The following is a 20,468-nucleotide window of genomic DNA, read 5'->3' as shown; positions in this document are numbered from 1 at the left end:
GACGACCGGTGCCGCCCACCGCACCGGACGGTGCGCGGGCGGCGGGGGTCGCGCCGGCCGGTCAGGAGAACAGCCGCCGCCAGGTCTCCGGGCCCGGACAGCCGTCGGCCGCTCCGCCGCGCCAGCCCTGGGCCCGCTGGAACGCCTCGACGTTGCGGCGGTCCGCCTCGGTCCAGCGCGGGCCGGGCCCGGTGGTGTAGAAGCGGCCGAACCCCTTCTGCACCAGCTGCCGGCCCAGCTGCGTCACGTGGTCGTTGTGCGCGCCGGGACGGAACAGGGCCCGGCCGGGAAAGACCGGCACCCCCCGCGAGCCGGGAGCCGCGGTGCCGGGGGCGGCGGCGGGGATGTCGTTGCCCCGGCCGGTCACCAGCAGGTCCCAGGTCTGCGGTCCCGGCAGCCCGTCCGCGGCGGTCCCGCTCCAGCCCTGGGCCTCCTGGAACGCCTGGGTCGCCCTGCGGTCCGCCTCCGTCCAGCGCGGGCCGGGCCCGATGGTGTAGAAGCGGGCCCCGCCGCGCTCGACGAGCATCCGGCCCAGCTGTGTGACGTGCTGGTTGTCGGCGCCCGGCCCGAAGTACGCCGCCCCGGGGAACGGCGTGCGCACCGGCGCGGCCGGCTTCGCGGTGTCCGGTTCGGAGCCCGCCGTGCTGCCCGTCACACCCTTGTACCGGTAGGGGACGTAGCCGGCGGAATCGCTCCAGTAGGCGTAGGGGGTGGGCTGGCTGCGGGTGTGGGGGCGGGCCTGCTCGTACGCCACGTAATAGGTACGGGTGTGGTCCGTCCAGCCGCCGAAGAGGACGACGTGTGAACCGTTGTTGGGGTCGGCCTGATTGTGGAAGAGCAGCATGTCGCCGGGCTGCAGTTCGTCCTTGGTGATTTTGTCGGCGTAGTTTCCGAGACTGCCGGTCCATTCGTTCCCGGCGAGGTTCCAGGCCATGGAGACATAACCCGAACAGTCCTGCCGATATCCGTCGGACCAGTAGGAGGTCATGCTGTACGGGACCTTCGCGGTGACCCATTTCTTCGCCCGGTTGATGATGTCCGCGCGGGTGGTCGCAGGGGTGTTCGCGGGGGCGACGGGCGGCGCCGCCTGGCCCGCCGGGCCGTGCAACGGCGCCCGCTGCCCCTGCGGGGTGTCGGGCACGTCAGCTGCGGGAATCCCGGTGACCGCGGGCTGCTGGGCGGCCTGCGGGGCCGCGAGGGCGGGCGCCGCGTGCCCGCCGACCACCGCCGAGGCGGCGGCCGCCACGGCCACGGTCCGGGCGGCCGGGCGGCCGGTGCCGCGACCGTCCGGGAAATGCGGCAAGAGGCGTCGACCCTGAACACAGCCGGGGCACTCGCAATCGCTCGCGGGATCGAATTCCTCGAATTCCGGAGACTCCATGCGATACCCCTCACACTTCCGGTGAAAATCTCCGCACCTGTGCACGTTGATCAGTTTCTCAACTGTCGTCGCCCCGCGCATGTTGACGGTCCGAATGATGTACGCCCCGGGCCCCGCGGGCCGGCCGGGCGGCGGTCCCGAGCACCCGCCGGGGTCCTGTAGAGTGACTCCGTCAGCGCGCGCCGCTAGCTCAGTTGGTTAGAGCAGCTGACTCTTAATCAGCGGGTCCGGGGTTCGAGTCCCTGGCGGCGCACCGACTGGACGGGCTCCTCGTGACCGGGGGGCCCGTCCGCTTTTGGCCGTTCCGCCGCCCGCGGTGAGCGGGGTCCCCCCGCCGTCCGTACAGGACTGCGGCCCAGCCTGCACAACCGTGCCCCGCGGACCCCTCTCAGAGGTCACAATGGGCGCGTATGACCGGTGAACACCGTGTATCGCATCTTGCGATCATGATGGGCACCGTACAACCTGGTCTCTTCAATGAGCTGCGGCTTCGCGGCGATTGGGGGCGGGAGAACGGTTGCCACCAGGCGGGGTCCGACGGGCCCCGTCCGGGAAGCGATGCCGAGGGGGGCATCATGCAACCGGAAGAGCGCTGTGCCGTGTCTATAAGGTGTGCGTGACGTGGTGACAGCGGTCTACCACTGATACGTCCGTGAAGGTCGAGGGGGACCGGACGCGGACGGAAGGAAGCGACGAAACACGCGGGGGACCGCGTGTGGGGGGATGACTCATGACGTCGACGCCGAAGGGCGCCCAACGGGACGACGACCCGTCCCAGACCACCCAGCTCAGGGTGCCTGCCCACCGGACAGGCAACACGGGCGCGTTCCGGCGGATCAAGAAGACGCTGCCGAGATACGACTACGAGCACTACAGCCGGCTCGCGGGGCCCCTCACCCAGCCGGATCCGAACAAGCCGTACAAGGTCCAGTACCGCTCGCTGATCGGCCAGGAGCCGCACCGCATCCGCATCGCGCTGATGCTGGCCGCGGCCCCCGTGCTGTCGCTGGTGCTGCTGGTGTGGCTGCTGCAGCCGTCCCACTGGACCGAGCGCGACCACCCGGCGTTCGAGTGGCTGCCGGCCCTGGACATCGTCATGCTCGTCTCGATCGGTCTGATCGAGTTCTTCCGCTGCATGAACGTGCTGTCGAACGCCCACGCCACCCTCGTCGCCCGCGACCCCATCCCGGTGGTGCCCGAGACCGGCACCCGCGTGGCCTTCCTCACCTCCTTCGTGCCCGGCAAGGAGCCGCTGGAGATGGTGACGAAGACCCTGGAGGCGGCCGTCAAGATCCGCCACCGGGGCCTGATGCACGTGTGGCTGCTCGACGAGGGCGACGACCCCGAGGTCAAAGAGGTCTGCGCGCGCCTGGGGGTGCACCACTTCTCCCGCAAAGGGGTCGCGAAGTGGAACCGTCCCAAGGGCGCGCACCGCGCCAAGACCAAGCACGGCAACTACAACGCCTGGCTCGAGGCGCACGGCGACGACTACGACTACTTCGCCTCGGTCGACACCGACCACGTCCCGCTGCCGAACTACCTGGAGCGGATGCTCGGCTTCTTCCGGGACCCGGACGTCGGCTTCGTCATCGGCCCGCAGGTGTACGGCAACTACGACAACTTCGTCACCAAGGCCGCGGAGTCGCAGCAGTTCCTCTTCCACGCGCTGATCCAGCGGGCCGGCAACCGCTACGGCTCGCCGATGTTCGTCGGCACGTCGAACGCCGTCCGCATCAAGGCGCTGAAGCAGATCGGCGGTCTGTACGACTCGATCACCGAGGACATGGCGACCGGTTTCGAGATGCACCGTCACAAGAACCCGGAGACGGGCCGGAAGTGGCGCTCGGTCTACACCCCGGACGTGCTCGCCGTCGGTGAGGGACCCAACGCCTGGACGGACTTCTTCACCCAGCAGATGCGCTGGTCGCGCGGCACCTACGAGACGATCATCGGGCAGTACTGGAAGGGCTTCTACTCGCTTCCGCCGAGCAAGCTCTTCAACTACACCATGATGATCATCTTCTATCCGATGGCGGCCATGAACTGGATCCTGGCGGCGCTGAGCTGTGCGCTGTTCCTGGGTCTGGGCGCCTCGGGTGTGAACATCGACCCCACGATCTGGCTGATGCTCTACGGCAACGCCTCGGCGCTGCAGATCGGCCTGTACATCTGGAACCGCCGCCACAACGTGTCGCCGCACGAGCCCGAGGGCTCCGGCGGTGTGGCCGGCATGGTGATGTCCGCGCTGTCCGCCCCGCTCTACGCGAAGGCGCTGATCGACTCGGTCCTGCGCCGCAAGAGCAAGTTCGTGGTCACCCCGAAGGGCGACTCGGCCAGCCCGGACACATGGTTCGGAACCTTCCGGTACCACTGGTACTTCATCGTGATCTTCGGTGGCTCCATCGCCGCGGGCTTCGTCTACGGACACAACCACCCGGCGATGGTCATCTGGGCCACGTTCGCCCTGCTGATCACCGCGGCGCCCATGTTCGCGTGGCGCCACGGCATGCGGCAGGACAGGAAGAAGCCCGGCGCGCACGCCGCGGGGCAGCCTCCGGCCGCCGACCAGGCGGCCCCGACGCAGGCACTGCCGCAGCAGCACGCACCGCACGCACGGCCCGACTGGGCCGGCTCGCACGGCGCACCGGGCGGATCAAGGGGCCCCGAAGGCCCGGGCGGGACCGGGGGCGGCAACCCCGGTAACGACCAGACCATGCAGATCGCCCTTGGTGGACTTGGGGGACGTAAGAAATGAACGACCGTGCTGGCCGCCGTCGCGCCCGTCGCATAGCGATAGGCACGACGGTGGTACTCGCGCTGGCCGGAATGAACGGGCCGTGGCTGTACCGCTTCGGTACCGAGAAGTACCACGCGTACAAGATCAATCAGCCGGAGTACAAGGCCGAGAACGGCCGCTGGGAGATCATCGAGTTCCCGGAGAAGTACCGGCAGAACACGATCCACGCGGCGCTGCTGCGCACCGGCAAGGTGCTGCTCGTCGCGGGCTCGGGCAACAACAAGGACAACTTCGACGCGAAGAAGTACGACACCCGTATCTGGGACCCGGTCAAGGGGACCATCAAGAAGGTGCCGACGCCGAGCGACCTGTTCTGCACGGGTCACACCCAGCTCGCCAACGGCAACCTGCTCATCGCGGGCGGTACCAAGCGGTACGAGAAGCTCAAGGGTGACGTGAAGAAGGCGGGCGGCCTGATGGTCGTCCACAACGAGAACCCGGACAAGCCGATCACCCTCCCGGCGGGCACCAAGTTCGTCGGCAAGGAGAACGGCAAGACCTTCATCTCGAAGGACCCGGTGCTCGTCCCCCGCGCGAAGAAGAACTTCGACAAGGAGACCGGCGAGTTCCTGGGCAACACCCCGGGCTACGGCCGGACCTACGTCGAGGCGCAGAAGGAGGGCGCCAAGTACGAGACCGGCACGCAGGACAACTACACCGTGCAGGGTCTCAGCGGCGAGGACGCCCAGAACACGTACGGCATCGCCGAGAAGCTGGCCCTGGACAAGAAGGACTTCCAGGGCATCGACGACGCCTTCGAGTTCGACCCGATCGCCGAGAAGTACATCAAGGTCGACCCGATGAAGGAGGCCCGCTGGTACCCGACGCTCACCACCCTGAGCGACGGCAAGATCCTCAGCGTCTCCGGCCTCGACGACATCGGCCAGCTGGTCCCGGGCAAGAACGAGATCTACGACCCGAAGACCAAGAAGTGGACCTACACGGACAAGATCCGTCAGTTCCCGACCTACCCGGCGCTGTTCCTGATGCAGAACGGCAAGGTGTTCTACTCGGGTTCGAACGCGGGCTACGGGCCGGCCGACGAGGGCCGTGACCCGGGCGTCTGGGACGTGGAGACCAACAAGTTCACCAAGATCCCCGGGCTGAGCGACCCCGACATGATGGAGACGTCCGGCACGGTGCTGCTGCCGCCGGCGCAGGACGAGCGCTACATGGTGATCGGCGGCGGCGGCGTCGGCGAGTCCCGCAAGGCGAGCGTGAAGACCCGGATCGTCGACCTCAAGGACGACGACCCGAAGTTCGTCGACGGTCCCACGCTGGACAAGGGCACCCGCTACCCGCAGGCGTCCATCCTGCCGAACGACGACATCCTCGTCTCCGGCGGTTCGGAGGACTACCGGGGCCGCAGCGACTCGAACATCTTCGAGGCGCGCATCTACAACACGGAGAAGAACGAGTTCAAGCGGGTCGCCGACCCGCTGGTGGGCCGCAACTACCACGCCGGCTCCATCCTGCTGCCCGACGGCCGGGTGATGTTCTTCGGCTCCGACTCGCTCTACGCGGACAAGGCCAACACCAAGCCGGGCGAGTTCGAGCAGCGCATCGAGATCTACACCCCGCCGTACCTGTACGGCGAGCGTGAGCAGCCCCAGCTGGCCGACGGTCCGGAGACCATCGAGCGCGGCGAGTCCGGCACGTTCACCTCGAAGGACGCGGCGAACATCAAGAGCGTCCGGCTGATGCGCCCGAGCGCCTCGACCCACGTCACCGACGTGGACCAGCGCTCGATCGCGCTGGACTTCGAGGCCGACGGCGACAAGCTGACGGTCACCGTGCCGAAGAACCGCAACCTGGTCCAGGCGGGCTGGTACATGCTGTTCGCCACGGACGCCGACGGCACGCCGAGCAAGGCCCAGTGGGTGCAGGTGCCGTAACACCGTCCCGGTGCCCCGGCACCCACGAGGAAGGGGTGCCCTCCGTCACGGAGGGCACCCCTTTCCGGTTCCCGCGCCGGGCCCGACGGCTTGCGGGCCCGGCGCGCGGGGTTCGGTCAGTCGCTCGCCCGGGCGAGGCCCAGGGCGTAGTCCTGCCACCACTGGCCCGCCTTCGGGCCGCCCTTGCACTCGCCGTCCGACTCCCCGGGCCGCTTGATCCACAGGTACGCGTCGACCAGCGGGTCGTCGGTCTTCACCGTCGGGGTCTCGCCGAGCGCCCGGCCGGGCGGGTTGCACCAGCGTTCGTCGGCGGCACCCTGGGTGTAGGGGCCGTTGCCGTTGCGGCTGGTGTCGATGACGAAGGGCTTGCCGCCGACCTTGGCGGAGAGCTGCTTGCCGTAGGCGATGGAGTCCTCGGTGGAGTAGAAGTTGGAGACGTTCACCGAGAAGCCGTCGGCCTGGTCGATCCCGGCCCGCTTCAACGGGTCGAAGATCTGGTCGGGCTCGCCCCAGCCGGCGTTGCCCGCGTCGATGTAGACCTTGGTGTCCTTCAGGCCCTTCAGCTTGGCGACGGCGCCCTTGAGGAGGTCGTAGCGCTCCTCGTGGAACTCCTGCGGGGTGCAGCCGTCGACCAGGTGGAGCACCGCGTCGGGCTCCAGGATCACCGTCGCGGGACGGTCGCCGATGCCCTTGGCGACCCCGTCGACGAAGTCGCGGTAGGCGTCGCCGTCGGCGGCGCCGCCCTGGGAGTACTGCCCGCAGTCGCGGTGCGGGATGTTGTAGAGGACGAGCAGCGCGGTCCGCCCCGCCTTGTCGGCGGCCTCGGTGAAGCCGCGGGTCTGCTCCTCGGGGTTCTCCGGGCTGATCCACTCGCCCACGGGCTGCTCGGCTATCTTGCGGACCTGCTCCGCCTCTGCCTTCTTGCCGGCCTTCGTCAGCGCGGCGACCTCCCGGGCGGCGGTGCCGTCCGGGTTGACCCAGTAGGGGTCGGTCTCCTTCGGCTGCTGGCTGATCCCCGCGCCGGCCTCCGGGTCGTCCCCCTTGCCGTCGCCGTCGGAGGAACACCCGGTGATCAGCAGTGCCGCCCCCAGCACCGCTGCGGACGCCCGCCTCCCGGCGAACGCCCCGACCCCCCTGCTGCCGTACATCCAACCCCCCCTTGGGTGCACTGGTCACCTGTGCTCAGGTGCGTGGTTCCGGAATGCTCTTGTGCTCTTCCGGTCTTCTGTTCCGTTGTCCGGGTCCCAATCCTGACATACGTCCCGGGGCCCCCAGGAGGACGATCCGACGGTCACCGCCCCCGGTCGGAGACGGCACCGCCCCCCGTCAGAACGGGTGCCGCCCACCCCGGGTTCCCGCGCCCCGCGGGCGGTGACGACACCCCGGCCGGCGGCCCGTCGGGCGGGGGCCGCCGGCCGGAGGGGGACACCGCCCCGGGCGCCTCAGACGGTGCCCCGGGCGCCGGTGCTCGCGCCCGTGCCGTCCTCGGTGCCGCTGTCGGTGCCCGTCCCGGTCAGGTACGCCGAGACGACCACGTTGGCGGTGTAGCTGTCGGTGCTCTCGTCGAAGGTGCCGCCGCAGGTGACCAGGCGCAGCTCGGCCCGGCCGTCCCGGCGGGGCCCGTAGGCCTGCCGGGCGTCGAAGCCGTCCCGCTCCAGCACCTGGATGCCCTCGATGGTGAACTCGGCGACCTCGTCGTCCGCGCGGACCACCCGGATCTTCTGGCCGGCCTGCAGCGTGCTCACCCGGTAGAAGACGGCGGGCCGGGTCTCGGTGTCGACATGACCCACCATCAGGGCGGTACCGGGCGCCCCCGGTGTCACCCCGTCCGCGTACCAGCCGACCACGCCCGGCCGGTCGAACGGCGGCGGGTCGAGCGCGCCGCGCGCGTCGAGGCCGCGGGAGACGACGGGGGCCCGGACGTCGAGGCCGGGGATCTCCAGGCGCTCGGGCAGCGCCTCGTCCAACGGCCGGTGCGCGGGCGGCAGTTCCACCTGCGGCGGGCGGCCGGCGGCGGCCATGTCACCGGTGGCGGGCCCGGTCACCCCGGGCCGCGCGTCCGTCGCGTCGCGCCCCCACAGCCACAGGCCGAGCAGCAGCACCACCCAGGCCACGCCGGTGAGCAACCGCCCCGTGCCGGAGGGAGCGGGGGCCTGTTCGGATCCGGACATGGTCAGCCCGTCCCGCGGCTCCGGCGGGCGCGGCCGCGCGCGACGGCCACCGCCGCGGCTCCCGCGAGCGCCAGACCGGTCACCACCTGGGCGGTGCCGGGGCCGTCCTCGGCCTCGGCCGCCGCCAGCCGGGCCGTGCCGCCGCCGCCCGCGTCGACCGGCGCGACCGGGGAGGCGGGTGCCGTCGGCCGGTCGCCGGCCGGTTCGTCATGGCCGCCGGACGGCTTGCGGGCCTCGGCGACGGTGATGGTGCCCCTGCGGTCGGTCTCGCCGCAGCTGACCTTCACGTCGTACACCCCGGCGGTGACGGTGGACCGGACGCGGCTCTCGCCGACGAGGACTCCGTCGGACACGCTGAGCCGTACGTCGGAGACGAACGCCGCGGACACGGCGACCGCCGTCCGCTCGGCGCACTCGGCCACCCGCAGGGTGACGTCCGTGCCGGGCGCCGGGGCCGCGGGGGTCACCGCGACACCACCGCCGTCCGCCGCGTACGCCGTCGTCGGGGTGAGCGCGGCCACGGCCAGGGCTCCCGTACAGAGAGTGAGTCTCATGGAACTCATCGTGAACCTCCAGACACACGGAGCCTCCCCCGCGAGGAGGGTGCACGCATCCTCGCGGGTGCGCCGGTTACGCCGTCCGGGTGGCGGCCGCGCCGGGTGAGGTTTGAAGCCGCAGGCCGGCGGGGGTGCGGCGGGGGCGGCCCGCCGGGTCAGACGAGGTCGACGAGGTCCGCGATGGAGTCCACGACCTGCGACGGCCGGTACGGGAAGTCCTCCACCTGGTCGGCCCCGGTCAGGCCGGTGAGCACCAGGAACGTCCGCATCCCGGCCTCCATGCCGGCCAGCACGTCGGTGTCCATCCGGTCGCCGATCATGGCGCTGACCTCGGAGTGCGCGCCGAGCCGGTTGAGCCCGGTGCGCATCATCAGCGGGTTCGGCTTGCCCGCGAAGTACGGGTGCTTGCCGGTCGCCTTGGTGATCAGCGCGGCCACCGCGCCGGTCGCCGGGAGGGGGCCCTCGGCGGACGGGCCGGTCTCGTCCGGGTTGGTCCCGATGAACCGGGCACCGTTGTTGATCAGCCGGACCGCCTTGGTCATGGCCTCGAAGGAGTAGGTGCGGGTCTCCCCCAGGACGACGTAGTCCGGCTCGTGGTCGGTCAGGACGTAGCCGATATCGTGCAGCGCGGTGGTCAGACCGGCCTCGCCGATGACGTAGGCGGAGCCGTTCGGGCGCTGGTCCTCGAGGAATTGGGCCGTGGCGAGGGCGGAGGTCCAGATGTTCTCGATCGGCACCTCCAGGCCCATGCGGCGCAGGCGGGCGTGCAGGTCGCGCGGCGTGTAGATCGAGTTGTTGGTGAGGACCAGGAAGGGCCTGCCCGTCTCGCGCAGCTTCTTGATGAAGGCGTCGGCACCGGGGATCGGGACGCCCTCGTGGATGAGCACCCCGTCCATGTCGGTCAGCCAGGACTCGATGGGCTTGCGGTCTGCCATGTGCCGGTTCTCCTGCCGTCCGCGATGCTGCGTGTGCCGTCCGCGTGCTGCGTGTGCCCCAGCCTAAACAGACCAGGATCTTGAGGGAACGGCGGCGGGGCCGCCGGTGGGGGTCCGGGTCCGGGCGGGGGCCGCCGGCGGTCGTTCAGACCCGCCGACGGTGGCCGGTCCACGTCGGTCCGGGGCGGGGCCGCCGAAGGTGATTCAGCCCCGCCGACGGTCATGGGGTCAGCCCCGACTGCGGGCCAGCAGCACCGCCGCTCCGCCGGCGAGCAGGGCGGCGGCGGCCACGGCGAGGATCCGGGCCCTGGTGCCGCTGGCGGCGAGCTCGTCGGCGAGCGGCAGGGGCGACGGGGAGGACGCGGACGGGGCGGGCGTGCCCGGGGCCGGGGCCGTGGAGGAGGGGGGGCCGGTGCTGTCGCCGGGGCGGGGGTGGGGGCCCGGGCTCGGGGCGCGGTCCTCCTCGGGGTCCCGCCGGGCGTCCGGGTCGGGCTCCCCGGTGCCGGTGCCGGGGGCGGCCTCGACGCGGAAGCGGTAGTCGTTGGACTGGCCGACCCAGTCGCCGTCGTCCTTGTGCCGCTGTACGACGGCCGCGTTGGCGACGATCTCGTTGGCGACGGCGGCCGAGGTGAACTGGAGCCGTACCTTCACGGTGAGGGTCCGGCCGGGTCCGACGGTGAAGCCGCGGAAGCCCGCCTCGTCGTCGGCGAGGGCGCCGACGAGCTCGTCCTCGTCGGTGAGCTCGAAACGGACGGGGTGGGGGGTAGGGGTGGAGCTGGGGGTGGGGGTCGGGGTGCCGGGGGCGGTGGTGTCGGCCGGGGCGGTGACCGTGCCGCGGTCGTAGAACTCCAGCTGCGCGTGGCCGGGTTTCAGGGCCCGCTCGGCGTCGACGAGCACGATCACCGGGTGGACGGCGGTGCAGGTGCGGTCGGTGGTGTTGGTCAGGTCCACGTACCAGACCCCGTAGCCGCCACCGGCGGTGTAGCCGGCGGGACCGCCGTGGAGGCGGGTGGTGAGGGGGAACTCGCGGTCCCCGGCGGTGGCGCAGGAGGCCGTGGCCGGGGCGGCGTCGGTGTCGGCGCGCGCGGACGCCGCCGCTCCGGCGACGGGGAGGACGGCAGCCGCCACCGCCAGGCAGACGGCCGCGGGCAGGCAGGGTCGCATGCCACGTCTCCTTGCCGTTCCGGGGCCACCGGTCCCCCGACACGCGGGAAGCCCACCCGGACGGGTCCGGAAAACCGTCCGGCCGGCGGAGGGGCCCCAGGGGAGGGTGGGCTGGGCCCGGCGCTATCCGTCGTCCCGGCCGAAGACCGGGGCCAGGACCAGCTGGGCCGCACCCTCGGCGATCCCGTCGGTGGCACCGCCGGTGCCTCCCGTGCCGCCGGTGCCATGCGCGCCGCCGCTGCGTTCGGTACCGCCGGTGCCTTCCGTGCCGCCAGTCCCTTCCGCACCGCCGGTGCCTCCCGCGCCGCCCGCCGGAGCCGTTGCCCCGTCGCCCGCCAGGGTCCCGGCCGCCCCTCCCCCGTCGCTGCCGGAGGCGATGCGTACGGTCACGGGCGGGTCCCCCGTGCGCCGGGCGCGGGCGTCGAGGACGGCACGCACCCCGCGGGCGAAGGTGTCCGGAGCGGTCGCGATCGTCCGGCCGCCGAGCAGGACGCGGTCGATGTCCAGCAGTCCGACGAGGTTCGCGGCGCCGGTGCCGAGCACGCGGGCCGCCTCCTGAGTGTCGCCCCGGGCCACCGCGTCCAGGCAGAGCGCCTCGATGCAGCCGCGGTCGCCGCAGGGGCAGCGCGGCCCGTCGAGTTGCACGACCTGGTGCCCGAACTCGCCCGCGCCGGTCCGCGGCCCGCGGTGCACGCTCCCGCCGATCACCAGTCCGGCCCCGAGCCCGGTGCCGAGGTGCAGGTAGGCGAAGGAGCCGCCCTCGCCGCCGCCCTCCCCGCCGACGGCCAGCCCGAGGGCCGCCGCGTTGGTGTCCTTGTCGACGACGACCGGCGCTCCCAGCCGCTCCGTCAGCGCGTCCCGCAGCGGGAAGCCGTCCCACTCGGGGAACCCGGTGACCCGGTGCAGCACGCCGCGTGCGTGGTCGAGCGGTCCGGGCAGCGCGACGCCGACGCCGAGCAGGCCCCGCACCGCCCCGTCGGCCGTCCCCGTACGGCCGGCCGCCCCCGGCACCCCCGGCACGCCCAGCGCCCCGACGACCTCGGCGACCCGGGTCAGCACCGCCTCGGCGCCCGCGCCCAGGTCCAGCGGGGTGCGCCGCTCGGCCACCACGGTGCCGTCCAGGTCGGCCAGCACGGCCCGCAGCCCGTCCCGGTCGAGGTGCACGCCGACCGCGTGCCCGGCCTCCGGGACCAGGCGCAGCACGGTGCGCGGCTTGCCGCCGGTGGAGGCCCTGCGCCCCGCCTCCACGGCCAGGCCGTCCTCCCTGAGCCGGGCGGTGATCTTGCTGACGGCCTGCGGGGTGAGCCCGGTGCGCTCGGCGAGTTCGAGCCGGCTGATGCCGTCGGGGCCCGCGGTCCGCAGCAGGTCCAGCACCAGCGCGGAGTTGTGGCTGCGCAGGGCCAGGAGGTTGACGCCCCCGGCGCCGCGCGCCGTCCCGTCGGCCGCTCCCCCGCCGGTGACCTGCCGCAGGCCCGGTCCCGGTCCGCCGTTCGTCCTGTTCACCGGCCCATTGTCTCCCGTGCTTGCACTTTGGCAACAGCGTTGCGAAAGTAGAGGGCATGACTGGCAACCCCCTCCGCGTCGGCCTCGTGGGCTACGGCCTCGCGGGCTCCGTGTTCCACGCCCCGCTGATCGATGCCACCGAGGGCCTCGTGCTCGACACGGTGGTCACCTCCCACCCCGAGCGGCAGCAGCAGGCCCGCGACGCCTTCCCGGACGTCCGGGTCGCCGCGAGCTCCGACGAGCTGTTCGACCGCGCCGACGAGCTGGACCTGGTCGTCGTGGCGTCGCCGAACCGGACGCACGTCCCGCTCGCCACCACCGCCCTGAAGGCCGGTCTGCCGGTCGTCGTCGACAAGCCCCTGGCCGGTACGGCGGCCGAAGCGCGGGAGCTGGCGGCGCTCGCCGAGGAACGCAGCCTGCTGCTCTCCGTCTTCCAGAACCGCCGCTGGGACAACGACTTCCTCACGCTGAAGAAGCTGGTCGCCGACGGCGAGCTCGGCGAGGTGTACCGCTTCGAGTCCCGCTTCGAGCGCTGGCGTCCGCAGCTCAAGGGCGGCTGGCGGGAGTCGGGCGACCCGGCGGAGATCGGCGGCCTGCTCTACGACCTCGGCAGCCATGTCGTCGACCAGGCGCTGGTGCTGTTCGGCCCGGTCACGTCCGTCTACGCCGAGTCGGACGTCCGCCGGGAGGGCGCGCTGGCCGACGACGACACGTTCATCGCGCTGACGCACGCGAGCGGGGTCCGCTCCCATCTCTACGTCTCCGCGACGACGGCCCAGCTCGGCCCGCGCTTCCGCGTCCTCGGCTCCAAGGCGGGCTACGTCAAGCACGGCCTCGACCCCCAGGAGGCGGCCCTGCGGGACGGACTGCGTCCGGGCCCGGACGCGGCCGGCTGGGGCACGGAGCCGGAGGAGCTGTGGGGCCGCATCGGCGCGGGCGAGTCCCCGGTGACCGGGGGCGGACGCGCCGTGGAGAGCCTGCCCGGCGACTACCCCGCCTACTACGCGGCGGTGGCGCGGGCCCTGCGGGACGGCGGCCCCAACCCGGTGACCGCCCAGGAGGCGGCCGACGCCCTCGACGTCCTGGAGGCGGCCCGCCGCTCCGCCGCCGAGAAGGTGACGGTGACCCTGTGACGACGACCGACACGACGCCGACCGACACGACGCCGACCGTGGAGGAACTGGAGGCGCAGGAACGGCGCCTGATCTTCCGCCGGTTCACCCATGAGGACGCCTGGGAGCTCGGCTCGCTCCTGGTGCGGATGGCCCGGGAACGGCACGCCCCGGTCGCCATCGACATCCACCGCGGCGGGCAGCAGCTGTTCCACGCCGCCCTGCCCGGCTCCACGCCGGACAACGACGCCTGGATCGCCCGCAAGCGCCGCGTGGTCGAACGCTACGGCTCCGCCTCCTACTTGGTGGGCGCCCGCCACCGCGCCAAGGGCACGACGTTCGAGGAGTCGTCGCGCCTGGACCCCGACACGTATGCGGCACACGGCGGTTCGTTCCCGATCACCGTCGTCGACGTGGGCGTGATAGGCGCGGTCACGGTGTCGGGACTTCCCCAACTCCAGGACCACCGCATGGTGGTGGAGGCACTGGAGCGTTTCCTGGCCGCCTGCTGAGCCACCCCGAGCATGCCTGCGGGCCCTCACCGCACTGCGCGCGGTGAGGGCCCGTCGTCGTACGCCGCGGACCTCAGACGCCCGCGACCGACTGGATCCAGGAGCGGTACGCCGTCACGTTCGTGTACGCCGTGGTCGTCTGCCGGTCACTGGTCGAGGCGACGCCCACCTGGACGCCGTTGGCCATCATCGGGCCGCCGGAGTCCCCGCCCGCGGTGATGCCGTCGCCGCGGCGGGCACAGATCGCGGACCCGCCGTAGGCGTCGGTGCAGCCGCCGGTGACGGTCACGTTGGCGACCTTCAGGTACCGGGACTGGCAGTTGGCCTCGGAGCCGCACCGGGAGGTGGCGCCCCAGCCGTAGACCTGGACGTTCTGGCCGACCCGGACGGTGCCCGGCTGACCGAGGCGCGCGTACGTGGCGGACACGGAGCGGTCGAGGCGGACGAGCGCGAGGTCCGAGCCGTGGGTGTAGGTCTGGACGCCGTTGGCGACGGTGCCGCCGCTGTGCTGGTCCAGGCTGCCGATGCGGAAGGACAGCCCGCCGCCGGTGACGCAGTGCTTGGCGGTGAGGATCCAGGTCGGCGCGATGATCGTGGCCGAGCAGGTCTCTCTGCCGTTGGAGAACAGCCGCGCGGCCCAGGGACCGCTGGAGGCGTGGCCGCCGCCGATGATGGGCTGCGGCGCCTTGGTGCTCGGGGGCGGCGCCGGGGCCTCGGCCGCGGCGGCGGTCGGGCTGAGGAGTGCGAGGACGGTGACCGCGGCGGCGGCGAGCGCGGGAACGAGCCGGGATATGCGCAAGGGTTCCTCGATTCGACGTGCACGCAGGGGGACGCGTGCGCACTGTGGGGGACACGGCCCGGCGAGGAACACCGGACCGCACCCCACCCGAACTCCGGCCCGTGACACAGGAGTTCGATGCGGGGTACGGCACAGGTTCCCGGATATTCGTCGAACGGGGTACTAACGCTTGGCGATAACACGGTGCTATACCCGGCCGGGGGGTGGGCCGGGGGCCCGGTCCGGTCCGGGTCCGCATCCGCTCAGGTGGAACCCGATGCGCGCGGGCTGTCGGTCGGTGCCCGGGACCGACGCCTCTCAGACTGCGATGGCCTGCTGGGCCAACAGGAGCGCCAGCGGTCCCCCTTGAAGCAGGAAGCGCCCCTCGGTGGCAGCCCGAATCGCATCTGGCATCGGCCACCACATGAGCTTGAAGCTCTCTTCGCCGGGCGTGAGCTGCTGCGGGCCACAGGTGAGCCCTTCGGCCAGGAAAAGGTGGATGCGGGCAGTGGACTCCAGGGTGATGGCGTACGAGCCGAGGGGTCGCCAGGTCCGGGCGATGACACCGGCTTCCTCGCACAGCTCACGCCGCGCGCAGTCCTCCGGTGTCTCGCCCTGCTCCCGGCGCCCCCCGGGCAGGAACACGTACTCGCCGCCGTGCTGGGGGAATTCGGCGGCCAGGACGGCGACCATGCCCTCCGCATCTCGAGCCACGATGACGGAGGCGTCACGCTTCGCCTCTTGTCGTGTTGTGTCGGTCATGGCCCGGGAGCGTATCCGCCTCCTCTGACAGCCAGGCCGCGAACGGCACGTTCAACACGGTCGGATGAGCAATGCCACGACCGTGGTAGCCGTCCTCTCCGAAGGCATCGCCGTGATCGGCACACATGATGATCAGCCATCTCTTCTTGCCGGTGAGCCCCTCGACCAGGCGGCCCAGGTGTTCGTCCGCGTACGCGAGCGCAGCGGCCTGGGACTGCCAGGAGTCGACTCCGGCACCGGTGTAGTGGCCGTGGGGGACGTGGGTGGCGGAGACGTTGACGAAGAGGAACAGCGGTCGGCCGGCGTACCGCTCGGCGACGGTCAGGGCGTGCTCGACCTGGTGGCGGGTGGAGTCGGGCTCAGGGGAACTGAAGTGGGGCCGCCAGTGGTCCTCGTCGAACATGTCGGGCAGCACCGCTCCGAGCGGTGTCTCACGCGAGAAGTCACGTCCCCGGCGCGCAGGTACGGCTCGGCTCGGGACGGCCCATGGCGACGCCCACCCGGGAGATCTGCGCGGCGGTCGTGCCGTCCTGCCGCAGCGTACGGTTCACCCACAGCCGCAGCCGCAGGTCCTGCGGGTCGGCCACGCAGCAGGGCGCGCACGACCTCTGCCTCGCCTCTCGCAGTGCGGTCCGGATCGTCGCGGTTGTCGGCCTGACCCGCTCCCCGGATGCGATCATCCCACCTTCTCCATGATTGTCTGAGTGACGACAGGAACGGGGAGCTTAGATGAGCGAAGGCACGACAACCAGGAGTGGCGGCGAGGCCGCTGGGGACGACCGGCTTCCGGAACCAGACAGCACGCAACTCCCGCTGTCGCCAGAGGAGATGGACCGACACAAGGTTCTCCCCGGTTGGGAAGGCCACTACACCGCGCCGCCCGCGGACAGCACTGCTGACCCCCTGGCCCGACCGAAGCTGACCTTGGACCCTCACGGTCTCCGGCCGCCGAACTCCGCCGGACCACCGGTCGACCTGAGAATCGCACCAGGGGTACTCAAGAAGGCGGCGAGCCGGGCCGACGACATATACGACCACTTCTACAAGCCGGCCGCGTCGCTCGAGGAACCCGCACTGAAGGCAGTGGGAACCCTGGAAGGGCTTGAGTCTGCGCGTGCGGTCCGGCTCGCACACCGGCAGTGGGAGCGGCAGGCCGGCACGGTTGCGGCATGGCTCGCCCACATCTCGGAGAGCCTACGACTGAGTGACGGCACCTACACCAAAACGGACATGGGCGTAAGCCAGACCGTCGGACAGGTGAATGTTCGCTCGGCACTCGAGGACTACTGATGGCGGAGACCTTTTACCTCACGCTGCTGACTGTGAATCTGTCAGCGCTGGACGACCTGGCGGACCGCTGGGAAAGCATCCACCGGGACATCAAGGGCCTCAGCAAGCGCATGCACGACGAAGTGTTGAAGCCGTTGCGCGACAAGGGCTACTGGGAAGGCGTCGCGGCCCCGTACGCCTGGAGGATGATCGACGACATTGAACGCCAGTTGAAGAGCGCTGCGAAGGTGGCTGATGCAGCCCGGCGCGTGGTCGAGGACGGCGTGGGCGATTTGAAGTCTGCCCAGAGGGATCTCAAGGACGCCACCCGGCGCGCCAAAGAGAAGGGTCTGCACATCACTAGTGACGGGACACTGTCCCCGGACATCATCGACAACGTCTGCAAGGCCACACTGACCGACGAGGAAAAGAAAACCATCGACGCGGCAGATCAAGAGATCGCGGAGATCCTCAAACGGGGTGCCACGGCCGACCGCAATCTTGCTTACAGTCTCATGGCCGACATCGGGCTGGGCCAGTGGTTCAACAAAGATCCGCTGCTCACCGACATCGACTCCACCAAGAAGATCGGAGAGGAAACCTACAACGCGCTCAGCCTTGCCCTCCGGGGCAAAGACCCCTACCCAGGGATCAGTTCAGACGATCCGTACTCGCTGGGCTGGGATTGGGTGACTGGCGACGGCCCCAGGCACCGCGACTACTCCTACGGCGACGAGATGACCGAGCTGATCAGGTCAAGCAAGAGTATGGAGCAGTTGCGGCTGGACACACTGGAGCAGTGGCGATCCAGCGGTCAGCCCCAGGGCAGCGTGGCGTACTCGATCTCGGAGAGCGGCAAGCTGGGAGCCTTCAAGAAGCTCGTCACTGCAGATATACCAGCAATTCTCACAGGCGACAGAGACCATTTGGGCGAGGCATTCACCGGCTCATATAACCTGAACTACACAGTCAAGGGTCAAGATCCGGACGGCTCCGTGGTGGTCGAGTACACCCTGAAGAACAACACCAGCAATGAATCTTTCCTCCACTACATCGGCTATTACGACTGGTTGGAAAAATTCAACCGGGAGAAGGGAGTCTTCTCCTCCGTAGATCAGGAGATCGTATGGACCGAGCGTATTGCGGCGAAGGAGAAGTGAGCCGGTGTCCCGACGACGCATTCCGGCGGCTGCCGCCGTGCTGGCTCTGCTGACCTGTCTGCCGGGCTGCTCGTCCGCCGCCGACGGCGTCGAGGGCTGTCTGGGGCGGCAGGCGGTCGGCGCCACCTCCGGGCAACTCGCCGGGACCTACGGCGGTGAGGGCGACGCGGAAGGTGCGGTGCTGACCCTGAAGGCGTCCGGGAGCCGGCCGGCCGGCGGCACGGTCACCGTGCGGGGCTGGCCGTCGGGCGACTGGTACGACGGCGAGCTGGGCGGGACGTTCGACGGGTCCGGCACGTGGGCCGTGGTGCAGGGCGGCACCACGGCCACCGAGTTCGCGCGCCTGTCCCTCTCGTTCACCGCGCCGCGGCGCTTCCTGGACGGAGACACCCTCGACTCCCTGTCGATCGCCGAGGGCGACGGACGCCTGTACGTCTACGCGGACGACGACCCGGACGTCTGCCCGGCCTTCCGGCTGCGGCTCCGGACCGGCTGAGCCCGCCGCAACCGCGCGGGCGGGCGGGCGGCAAGGGGACGGGCGGCACGGGACAGGCAGTGAGGGCACCGGGCCGCTGCGCCCTCGCCGCCCGCCCGCCGGGCTCACCCCGCCGGGGTCGCCGCCGTGCCCGGTCAGGCGGAGCGCAGCTCCTGCCGTTGCCGTCCCAGGCCGTCGATCTCCAGCTCCACCACGTCCCCGGCGCGCAGGTACGGTTTCGGCTCGGGACGGCCCAGGGCGACGCCGGCCGGTGTGCCGGTGCTGATCACGTCGCCGGGGCGGAGCACCATGAAGTGGCTGACGTAGCGGACGACTTCGCCCACCGGGAAGATCTGCTCGGCGGTCGTGCCGTCCTGCCGCAGCGTGCCGTTGACCCACAGCCGCAGCCGCAGGTCCTGCGGGTCGGCCACCTCGTCGGCGGTCACCAGCCAGGGGCCGAGCGGATTGAACGTCTCGCAGTTCTTCCCCTTGTCCCAGGTGCCGCCGCGCTCGATCTGGAACTCCCGCTCGGACACGTCGTGCGACACCGCGTACCCGGCGACGTGGGCGAGCCCGTCCTCCGCCGTCTCCAGGTAGCGCGCCTCACGGCCGATGACGACCGCGAGTTCGACCTCCCAGTCCGTCTTGCGCGACCCGCGCGGCACCAGGACCGGGTCGTCCGGCCCGACGACCGTGTCCGGCGCCTTCAGGAAGACGACGGGTTCCGCGGGCGGCTCGGCCCCCGTCTCCCGCGCGTGGTCGTGGTAGTTGAGCCCGATGCAGACGATCTTGCCGATCCGGGCCAGCGGCGGACCGGTCCGCAGCCCCGCCCCGTCCAGCACCGGCAGGTCTCCGGTGGCGGCGGCCGTCCGGATCCGGGCGAGCGCCTCCGGGTCGGAGAGCAGCGTCCCGTCGATGTCGGTCACGAGGCTTGACAGGTCGCGCAGAGTACCGCCGTCGTCGAGCAGCGCGGGCCGCTCCCGTCCCGCCGTACCGACTCGCAGCAGCTTCATGGTCACGTCTCCCTCGATCGTGAGCCCGGCGGACGGACTCGATCGTGAGCCCGCCCGACGGGAGCGACCGGTGCGGCGGGACGCGCCCCCTCGGCGGACTCGGCCGATCCTCCACAGTGCGCGTCCACGCGACAAGGCCCCGTTCACCCACTGGACCGCGTACCGCCCGGCGTCACCGGTACAGGACGGCCCGCTCCGCCACGCTCCACGTCGTGCTCGTCACCACGTAGAGCGCGGCGGCCAGCGGCACGACCGCCACGGTGACCAGCGTGAAGAAGGACGTGAACGGCAGGAACCGGGTCACCGCCGCCACCCCCGGCACCGGCTCCGCCGCACCGCCGCCCGCGACCGGCGCCGGGTGGGCGGCCATCGACCGCCGGGTCAGCCGGTAGCCGAACGCGGCGACGACCGCCACGACGGCGAACAGCCCGACGTACACGAGCCCGGCCGCCCCGAACACCCCGCCGTCGCCCAGCGCATCGGTCCAGCGCCCGCCGAGCGGTGCAGCGAACAGCTCGTGCCCGAGCAGCGCGTTGGCCCGTCCGCCGACGGTCTCGCTGGAGAACAGGTGGTAGAGCAGGAAGAACGCCGGGAGCTGGAACAGGCTGGGCAGGCACCCCGACAGCGGGGACACCTTCTCCTCCGTGTGCAGCCGCAGCACGGCCCGCTGGAGCCGTTCCGGATCACGGTGGTGCCGGGCGCGTAGTTCGGCGATGCGCGGCTGGAGCGCGGCCCGCGCCTTCTGGCCACGCGCGGCGGCCCGGGACAGGGGGTGGACGAGGAGACGTACGAGCGCGGTGAACAGGACGATCGCGGCGGCGGCCGAGGCGGCGCCGAACAGCGGCTGGAGCAGGTCGGCCAGGTGCTCGACCAGGCTGGCGAAGACGGACATGGGTGAGCCCTCCGGGGGTCTCGTCGTGCCGGACGGCGTCCCGGCCGCAGGGGCGGGACACCGGTGGAGAAGGACGGCATGACGACACGACC

Annotated in this window: 20 protein-coding genes and 1 tRNA gene; 8 read left to right on the top strand and 13 right to left on the bottom strand. The window is 71.4% G+C overall.

Translation table 11 applies throughout. The annotated features are described in order from the left end of the window. Window positions 1-61 precede the first annotated feature (61 nt). Window positions 62-1,381, bottom strand: coding sequence for a peptidoglycan-binding protein (locus ACIRPP_RS19965; protein WP_403644377.1), 1,320 nt, complete (start codon window positions 1,379-1,381; stop codon window positions 62-64). Between the two features lie 179 nt (window positions 1,382-1,560). On the opposite strand from ACIRPP_RS19965, the gene ACIRPP_RS19960 reads away from it, so the two are divergent. The 3 genes from ACIRPP_RS19960 to ACIRPP_RS19950 all read left to right on the top strand — a co-directional run bounded on the left by ACIRPP_RS19960 (window position 1,561) and on the right by ACIRPP_RS19950 (window position 6,073). Beyond that, a tRNA-Lys gene (locus ACIRPP_RS19960) sits at window positions 1,561-1,634 on the top strand. A 477-nt stretch (window positions 1,635-2,111) separates the two neighbouring features. Beyond that, the gene (locus ACIRPP_RS19955) at window positions 2,112-4,136 is read left to right on the top strand and encodes a glycosyltransferase family 2 protein (protein WP_403644374.1); all 2,025 of its coding nucleotides are present in this window, start codon (window positions 2,112-2,114) and stop codon (window positions 4,134-4,136) included. After that, window positions 4,133-6,073 carry a galactose oxidase-like domain-containing protein gene (locus ACIRPP_RS19950; protein WP_403644371.1) on the top strand — a complete coding sequence of 647 codons (1,941 nt, stop codon included), beginning with the start codon at window positions 4,133-4,135 and terminating at the stop codon, window positions 6,071-6,073. The genes ACIRPP_RS19955 and ACIRPP_RS19950 overlap by 4 nt, the downstream gene beginning before the upstream one ends. Window positions 6,074-6,189: 116 nt before the next feature. Here the strand turns inward: ACIRPP_RS19950 and ACIRPP_RS19945 are convergent, their stop codons facing one another. The 6 genes from ACIRPP_RS19945 to ACIRPP_RS19920 form a co-directional block, all read right to left on the bottom strand. Continuing rightward, window positions 6,190-7,221, bottom strand: a complete 1,032-nt coding sequence (locus ACIRPP_RS19945; protein WP_403644369.1) for a glycoside hydrolase family 6 protein — start codon at window positions 7,219-7,221, stop codon at window positions 6,190-6,192. Between the two features lie 294 nt (window positions 7,222-7,515). Then, entirely contained in the window at window positions 7,516-8,244 is a 729-nt protein-coding gene (locus tag ACIRPP_RS19940) for a class F sortase (protein ID WP_403644366.1), read from the bottom strand. 2 nt (window positions 8,245-8,246) lie between these two features. After that, window positions 8,247-8,807, bottom strand: coding sequence for a hypothetical protein (locus tag ACIRPP_RS19935; RefSeq protein ID WP_403644363.1), 561 nt, complete (start codon window positions 8,805-8,807; stop codon window positions 8,247-8,249). A gap of 149 nt (window positions 8,808-8,956) precedes the next feature. Then, the gene (locus ACIRPP_RS19930; RefSeq protein WP_403644361.1) at window positions 8,957-9,736 is read right to left on the bottom strand and encodes an HAD-IIA family hydrolase; all 780 of its coding nucleotides are present in this window, start codon (window positions 9,734-9,736) and stop codon (window positions 8,957-8,959) included. Between the two features lie 228 nt (window positions 9,737-9,964). Further along, complete coding sequence (locus tag ACIRPP_RS19925; RefSeq protein ID WP_403644358.1) at window positions 9,965-10,900, bottom strand: hypothetical protein; 936 nt, start codon at window positions 10,898-10,900, stop codon at window positions 9,965-9,967. Between the two features lie 123 nt (window positions 10,901-11,023). Beyond that, window positions 11,024-12,370, bottom strand: a complete 1,347-nt coding sequence (locus tag ACIRPP_RS19920) for an ROK family protein (protein ID WP_403644634.1) — start codon at window positions 12,368-12,370, stop codon at window positions 11,024-11,026. An 89-nt stretch (window positions 12,371-12,459) separates the two neighbouring features. On the opposite strand from ACIRPP_RS19920, the gene ACIRPP_RS19915 reads away from it, so the two are divergent. Continuing rightward, a complete protein-coding gene (locus tag ACIRPP_RS19915; protein WP_403644355.1) occupies window positions 12,460-13,536 on the top strand; it encodes a Gfo/Idh/MocA family oxidoreductase in 1,077 nt (358 codons plus the stop codon). Next, window positions 13,533-14,027, top strand: coding sequence for a heme-degrading domain-containing protein (locus ACIRPP_RS19910; protein WP_403644353.1), 495 nt, complete (start codon window positions 13,533-13,535; stop codon window positions 14,025-14,027). Before ACIRPP_RS19915 ends, ACIRPP_RS19910 begins: the two co-directional genes overlap by 4 nt. A 73-nt stretch (window positions 14,028-14,100) precedes the next feature. On the opposite strand, the gene ACIRPP_RS19905 is transcribed toward ACIRPP_RS19910, so the two are convergent. The 4 genes from ACIRPP_RS19905 to ACIRPP_RS19890 form a co-directional block, all read right to left on the bottom strand. Next, on the bottom strand, window positions 14,101-14,826 hold the full coding sequence (locus tag ACIRPP_RS19905) for a S1 family peptidase (RefSeq protein ID WP_403644350.1): 726 nt from the start codon (window positions 14,824-14,826) through the stop codon (window positions 14,101-14,103). A 297-nt stretch (window positions 14,827-15,123) separates the two neighbouring features. Beyond that, window positions 15,124-15,567, bottom strand: a complete 444-nt coding sequence (locus ACIRPP_RS19900; RefSeq protein WP_403644347.1) for an NUDIX hydrolase — start codon at window positions 15,565-15,567, stop codon at window positions 15,124-15,126. Beyond that, window positions 15,533-15,970: a sulfatase-like hydrolase/transferase gene (locus ACIRPP_RS19895; RefSeq protein WP_403644344.1), complete on the bottom strand. Its 438-nt coding sequence runs from the start codon at window positions 15,968-15,970 to the stop codon at window positions 15,533-15,535. The genes ACIRPP_RS19900 and ACIRPP_RS19895 overlap by 35 nt, the downstream gene beginning before the upstream one ends. 40 nt (window positions 15,971-16,010) lie before the next feature. Beyond that, window positions 16,011-16,154, bottom strand: coding sequence for a hypothetical protein (locus tag ACIRPP_RS19890; protein WP_403644649.1), 144 nt, complete (start codon window positions 16,152-16,154; stop codon window positions 16,011-16,013). A 142-nt stretch (window positions 16,155-16,296) separates the two neighbouring features. On the opposite strand from ACIRPP_RS19890, the gene ACIRPP_RS19885 reads away from it, so the two are divergent. From ACIRPP_RS19885 to ACIRPP_RS19875, 3 genes are read left to right on the top strand one after another with little or no spacing between them, the layout of a single operon-like run. Continuing rightward, window positions 16,297-16,857: a hypothetical protein gene (locus ACIRPP_RS19885; protein ID WP_403644341.1), complete on the top strand. Its 561-nt coding sequence runs from the start codon at window positions 16,297-16,299 to the stop codon at window positions 16,855-16,857. After that, window positions 16,857-17,996 carry a hypothetical protein gene (locus ACIRPP_RS19880; protein ID WP_403644338.1) on the top strand — a complete coding sequence of 380 codons (1,140 nt, stop codon included), beginning with the start codon at window positions 16,857-16,859 and terminating at the stop codon, window positions 17,994-17,996. Before ACIRPP_RS19885 ends, ACIRPP_RS19880 begins: the two co-directional genes overlap by 1 nt. 4 nt (window positions 17,997-18,000) lie before the next feature. Then, the gene (locus ACIRPP_RS19875) at window positions 18,001-18,492 is read left to right on the top strand and encodes a hypothetical protein (RefSeq protein WP_403644336.1); all 492 of its coding nucleotides are present in this window, start codon (window positions 18,001-18,003) and stop codon (window positions 18,490-18,492) included. A 134-nt stretch (window positions 18,493-18,626) separates the two neighbouring features. On the opposite strand, the gene ACIRPP_RS19870 is transcribed toward ACIRPP_RS19875, so the two are convergent. Together ACIRPP_RS19870 and ACIRPP_RS19865 are read right to left on the bottom strand one after the other, a co-directional pair. Continuing rightward, window positions 18,627-19,484, bottom strand: a complete 858-nt coding sequence (locus tag ACIRPP_RS19870; RefSeq protein WP_403644333.1) for a fumarylacetoacetate hydrolase family protein — start codon at window positions 19,482-19,484, stop codon at window positions 18,627-18,629. Window positions 19,485-19,656: 172 nt separating this feature from the next. After that, window positions 19,657-20,376, bottom strand: coding sequence for a YidC/Oxa1 family membrane protein insertase (locus tag ACIRPP_RS19865; RefSeq protein ID WP_403644330.1), 720 nt, complete (start codon window positions 20,374-20,376; stop codon window positions 19,657-19,659). Window positions 20,377-20,468 lie beyond the last annotated feature (92 nt).

This window comes from Streptomyces sp. NPDC101219, assembly GCF_044767675.1.
Taxonomy (GTDB): Bacteria; Actinomycetota; Actinomycetes; order Streptomycetales; family Streptomycetaceae; genus Streptomyces.
Note: the sequence above shows the minus strand (reverse complement) of the source record. Positions and strands in the feature narration are given on the sequence as shown.

What these genes read in the sequence shown, in the direction of transcription:
- ACIRPP_RS19965 (WP_403644377.1), bottom strand. Translation starts at nt 1,381, where the DNA reads ATGGAGTCTCCGGAATTCGAGGAATTCGATCCCGCGAGCGATTGCGAG.
- ACIRPP_RS19955 (WP_403644374.1), top strand. Translation starts at nt 2,112, where the DNA reads ATGACGTCGACGCCGAAGGGCGCCCAACGGGACGACGACCCGTCCCAG.
- ACIRPP_RS19950 (WP_403644371.1), top strand. Translation starts at nt 4,133, where the DNA reads ATGAACGACCGTGCTGGCCGCCGTCGCGCCCGTCGCATAGCGATAGGC.
- ACIRPP_RS19945 (WP_403644369.1), bottom strand. Translation starts at nt 7,221, where the DNA reads ATGTACGGCAGCAGGGGGGTCGGGGCGTTCGCCGGGAGGCGGGCGTCC.
- ACIRPP_RS19940 (WP_403644366.1), bottom strand. Translation starts at nt 8,244, where the DNA reads ATGTCCGGATCCGAACAGGCCCCCGCTCCCTCCGGCACGGGGCGGTTG.
- ACIRPP_RS19935 (WP_403644363.1), bottom strand. Translation starts at nt 8,807, where the DNA reads ATGAGTTCCATGAGACTCACTCTCTGTACGGGAGCCCTGGCCGTGGCC.
- ACIRPP_RS19930 (WP_403644361.1), bottom strand. Translation starts at nt 9,736, where the DNA reads ATGGCAGACCGCAAGCCCATCGAGTCCTGGCTGACCGACATGGACGGG.
- ACIRPP_RS19925 (WP_403644358.1), bottom strand. Translation starts at nt 10,900, where the DNA reads ATGCGACCCTGCCTGCCCGCGGCCGTCTGCCTGGCGGTGGCGGCTGCC.
- ACIRPP_RS19915 (WP_403644355.1), top strand. Translation starts at nt 12,460, where the DNA reads ATGACTGGCAACCCCCTCCGCGTCGGCCTCGTGGGCTACGGCCTCGCG.
- ACIRPP_RS19900 (WP_403644347.1), bottom strand. Translation starts at nt 15,567, where the DNA reads ATGACCGACACAACACGACAAGAGGCGAAGCGTGACGCCTCCGTCATC.
- ACIRPP_RS19895 (WP_403644344.1), bottom strand. Translation starts at nt 15,970, where the DNA reads ATGTTCGACGAGGACCACTGGCGGCCCCACTTCAGTTCCCCTGAGCCC.
- ACIRPP_RS19885 (WP_403644341.1), top strand. Translation starts at nt 16,297, where the DNA reads ATGAGCGAAGGCACGACAACCAGGAGTGGCGGCGAGGCCGCTGGGGAC.
- ACIRPP_RS19880 (WP_403644338.1), top strand. Translation starts at nt 16,857, where the DNA reads ATGGCGGAGACCTTTTACCTCACGCTGCTGACTGTGAATCTGTCAGCG.
- ACIRPP_RS19870 (WP_403644333.1), bottom strand. Translation starts at nt 19,484, where the DNA reads ATGAAGCTGCTGCGAGTCGGTACGGCGGGACGGGAGCGGCCCGCGCTG.
- ACIRPP_RS19865 (WP_403644330.1), bottom strand. Translation starts at nt 20,376, where the DNA reads ATGTCCGTCTTCGCCAGCCTGGTCGAGCACCTGGCCGACCTGCTCCAG.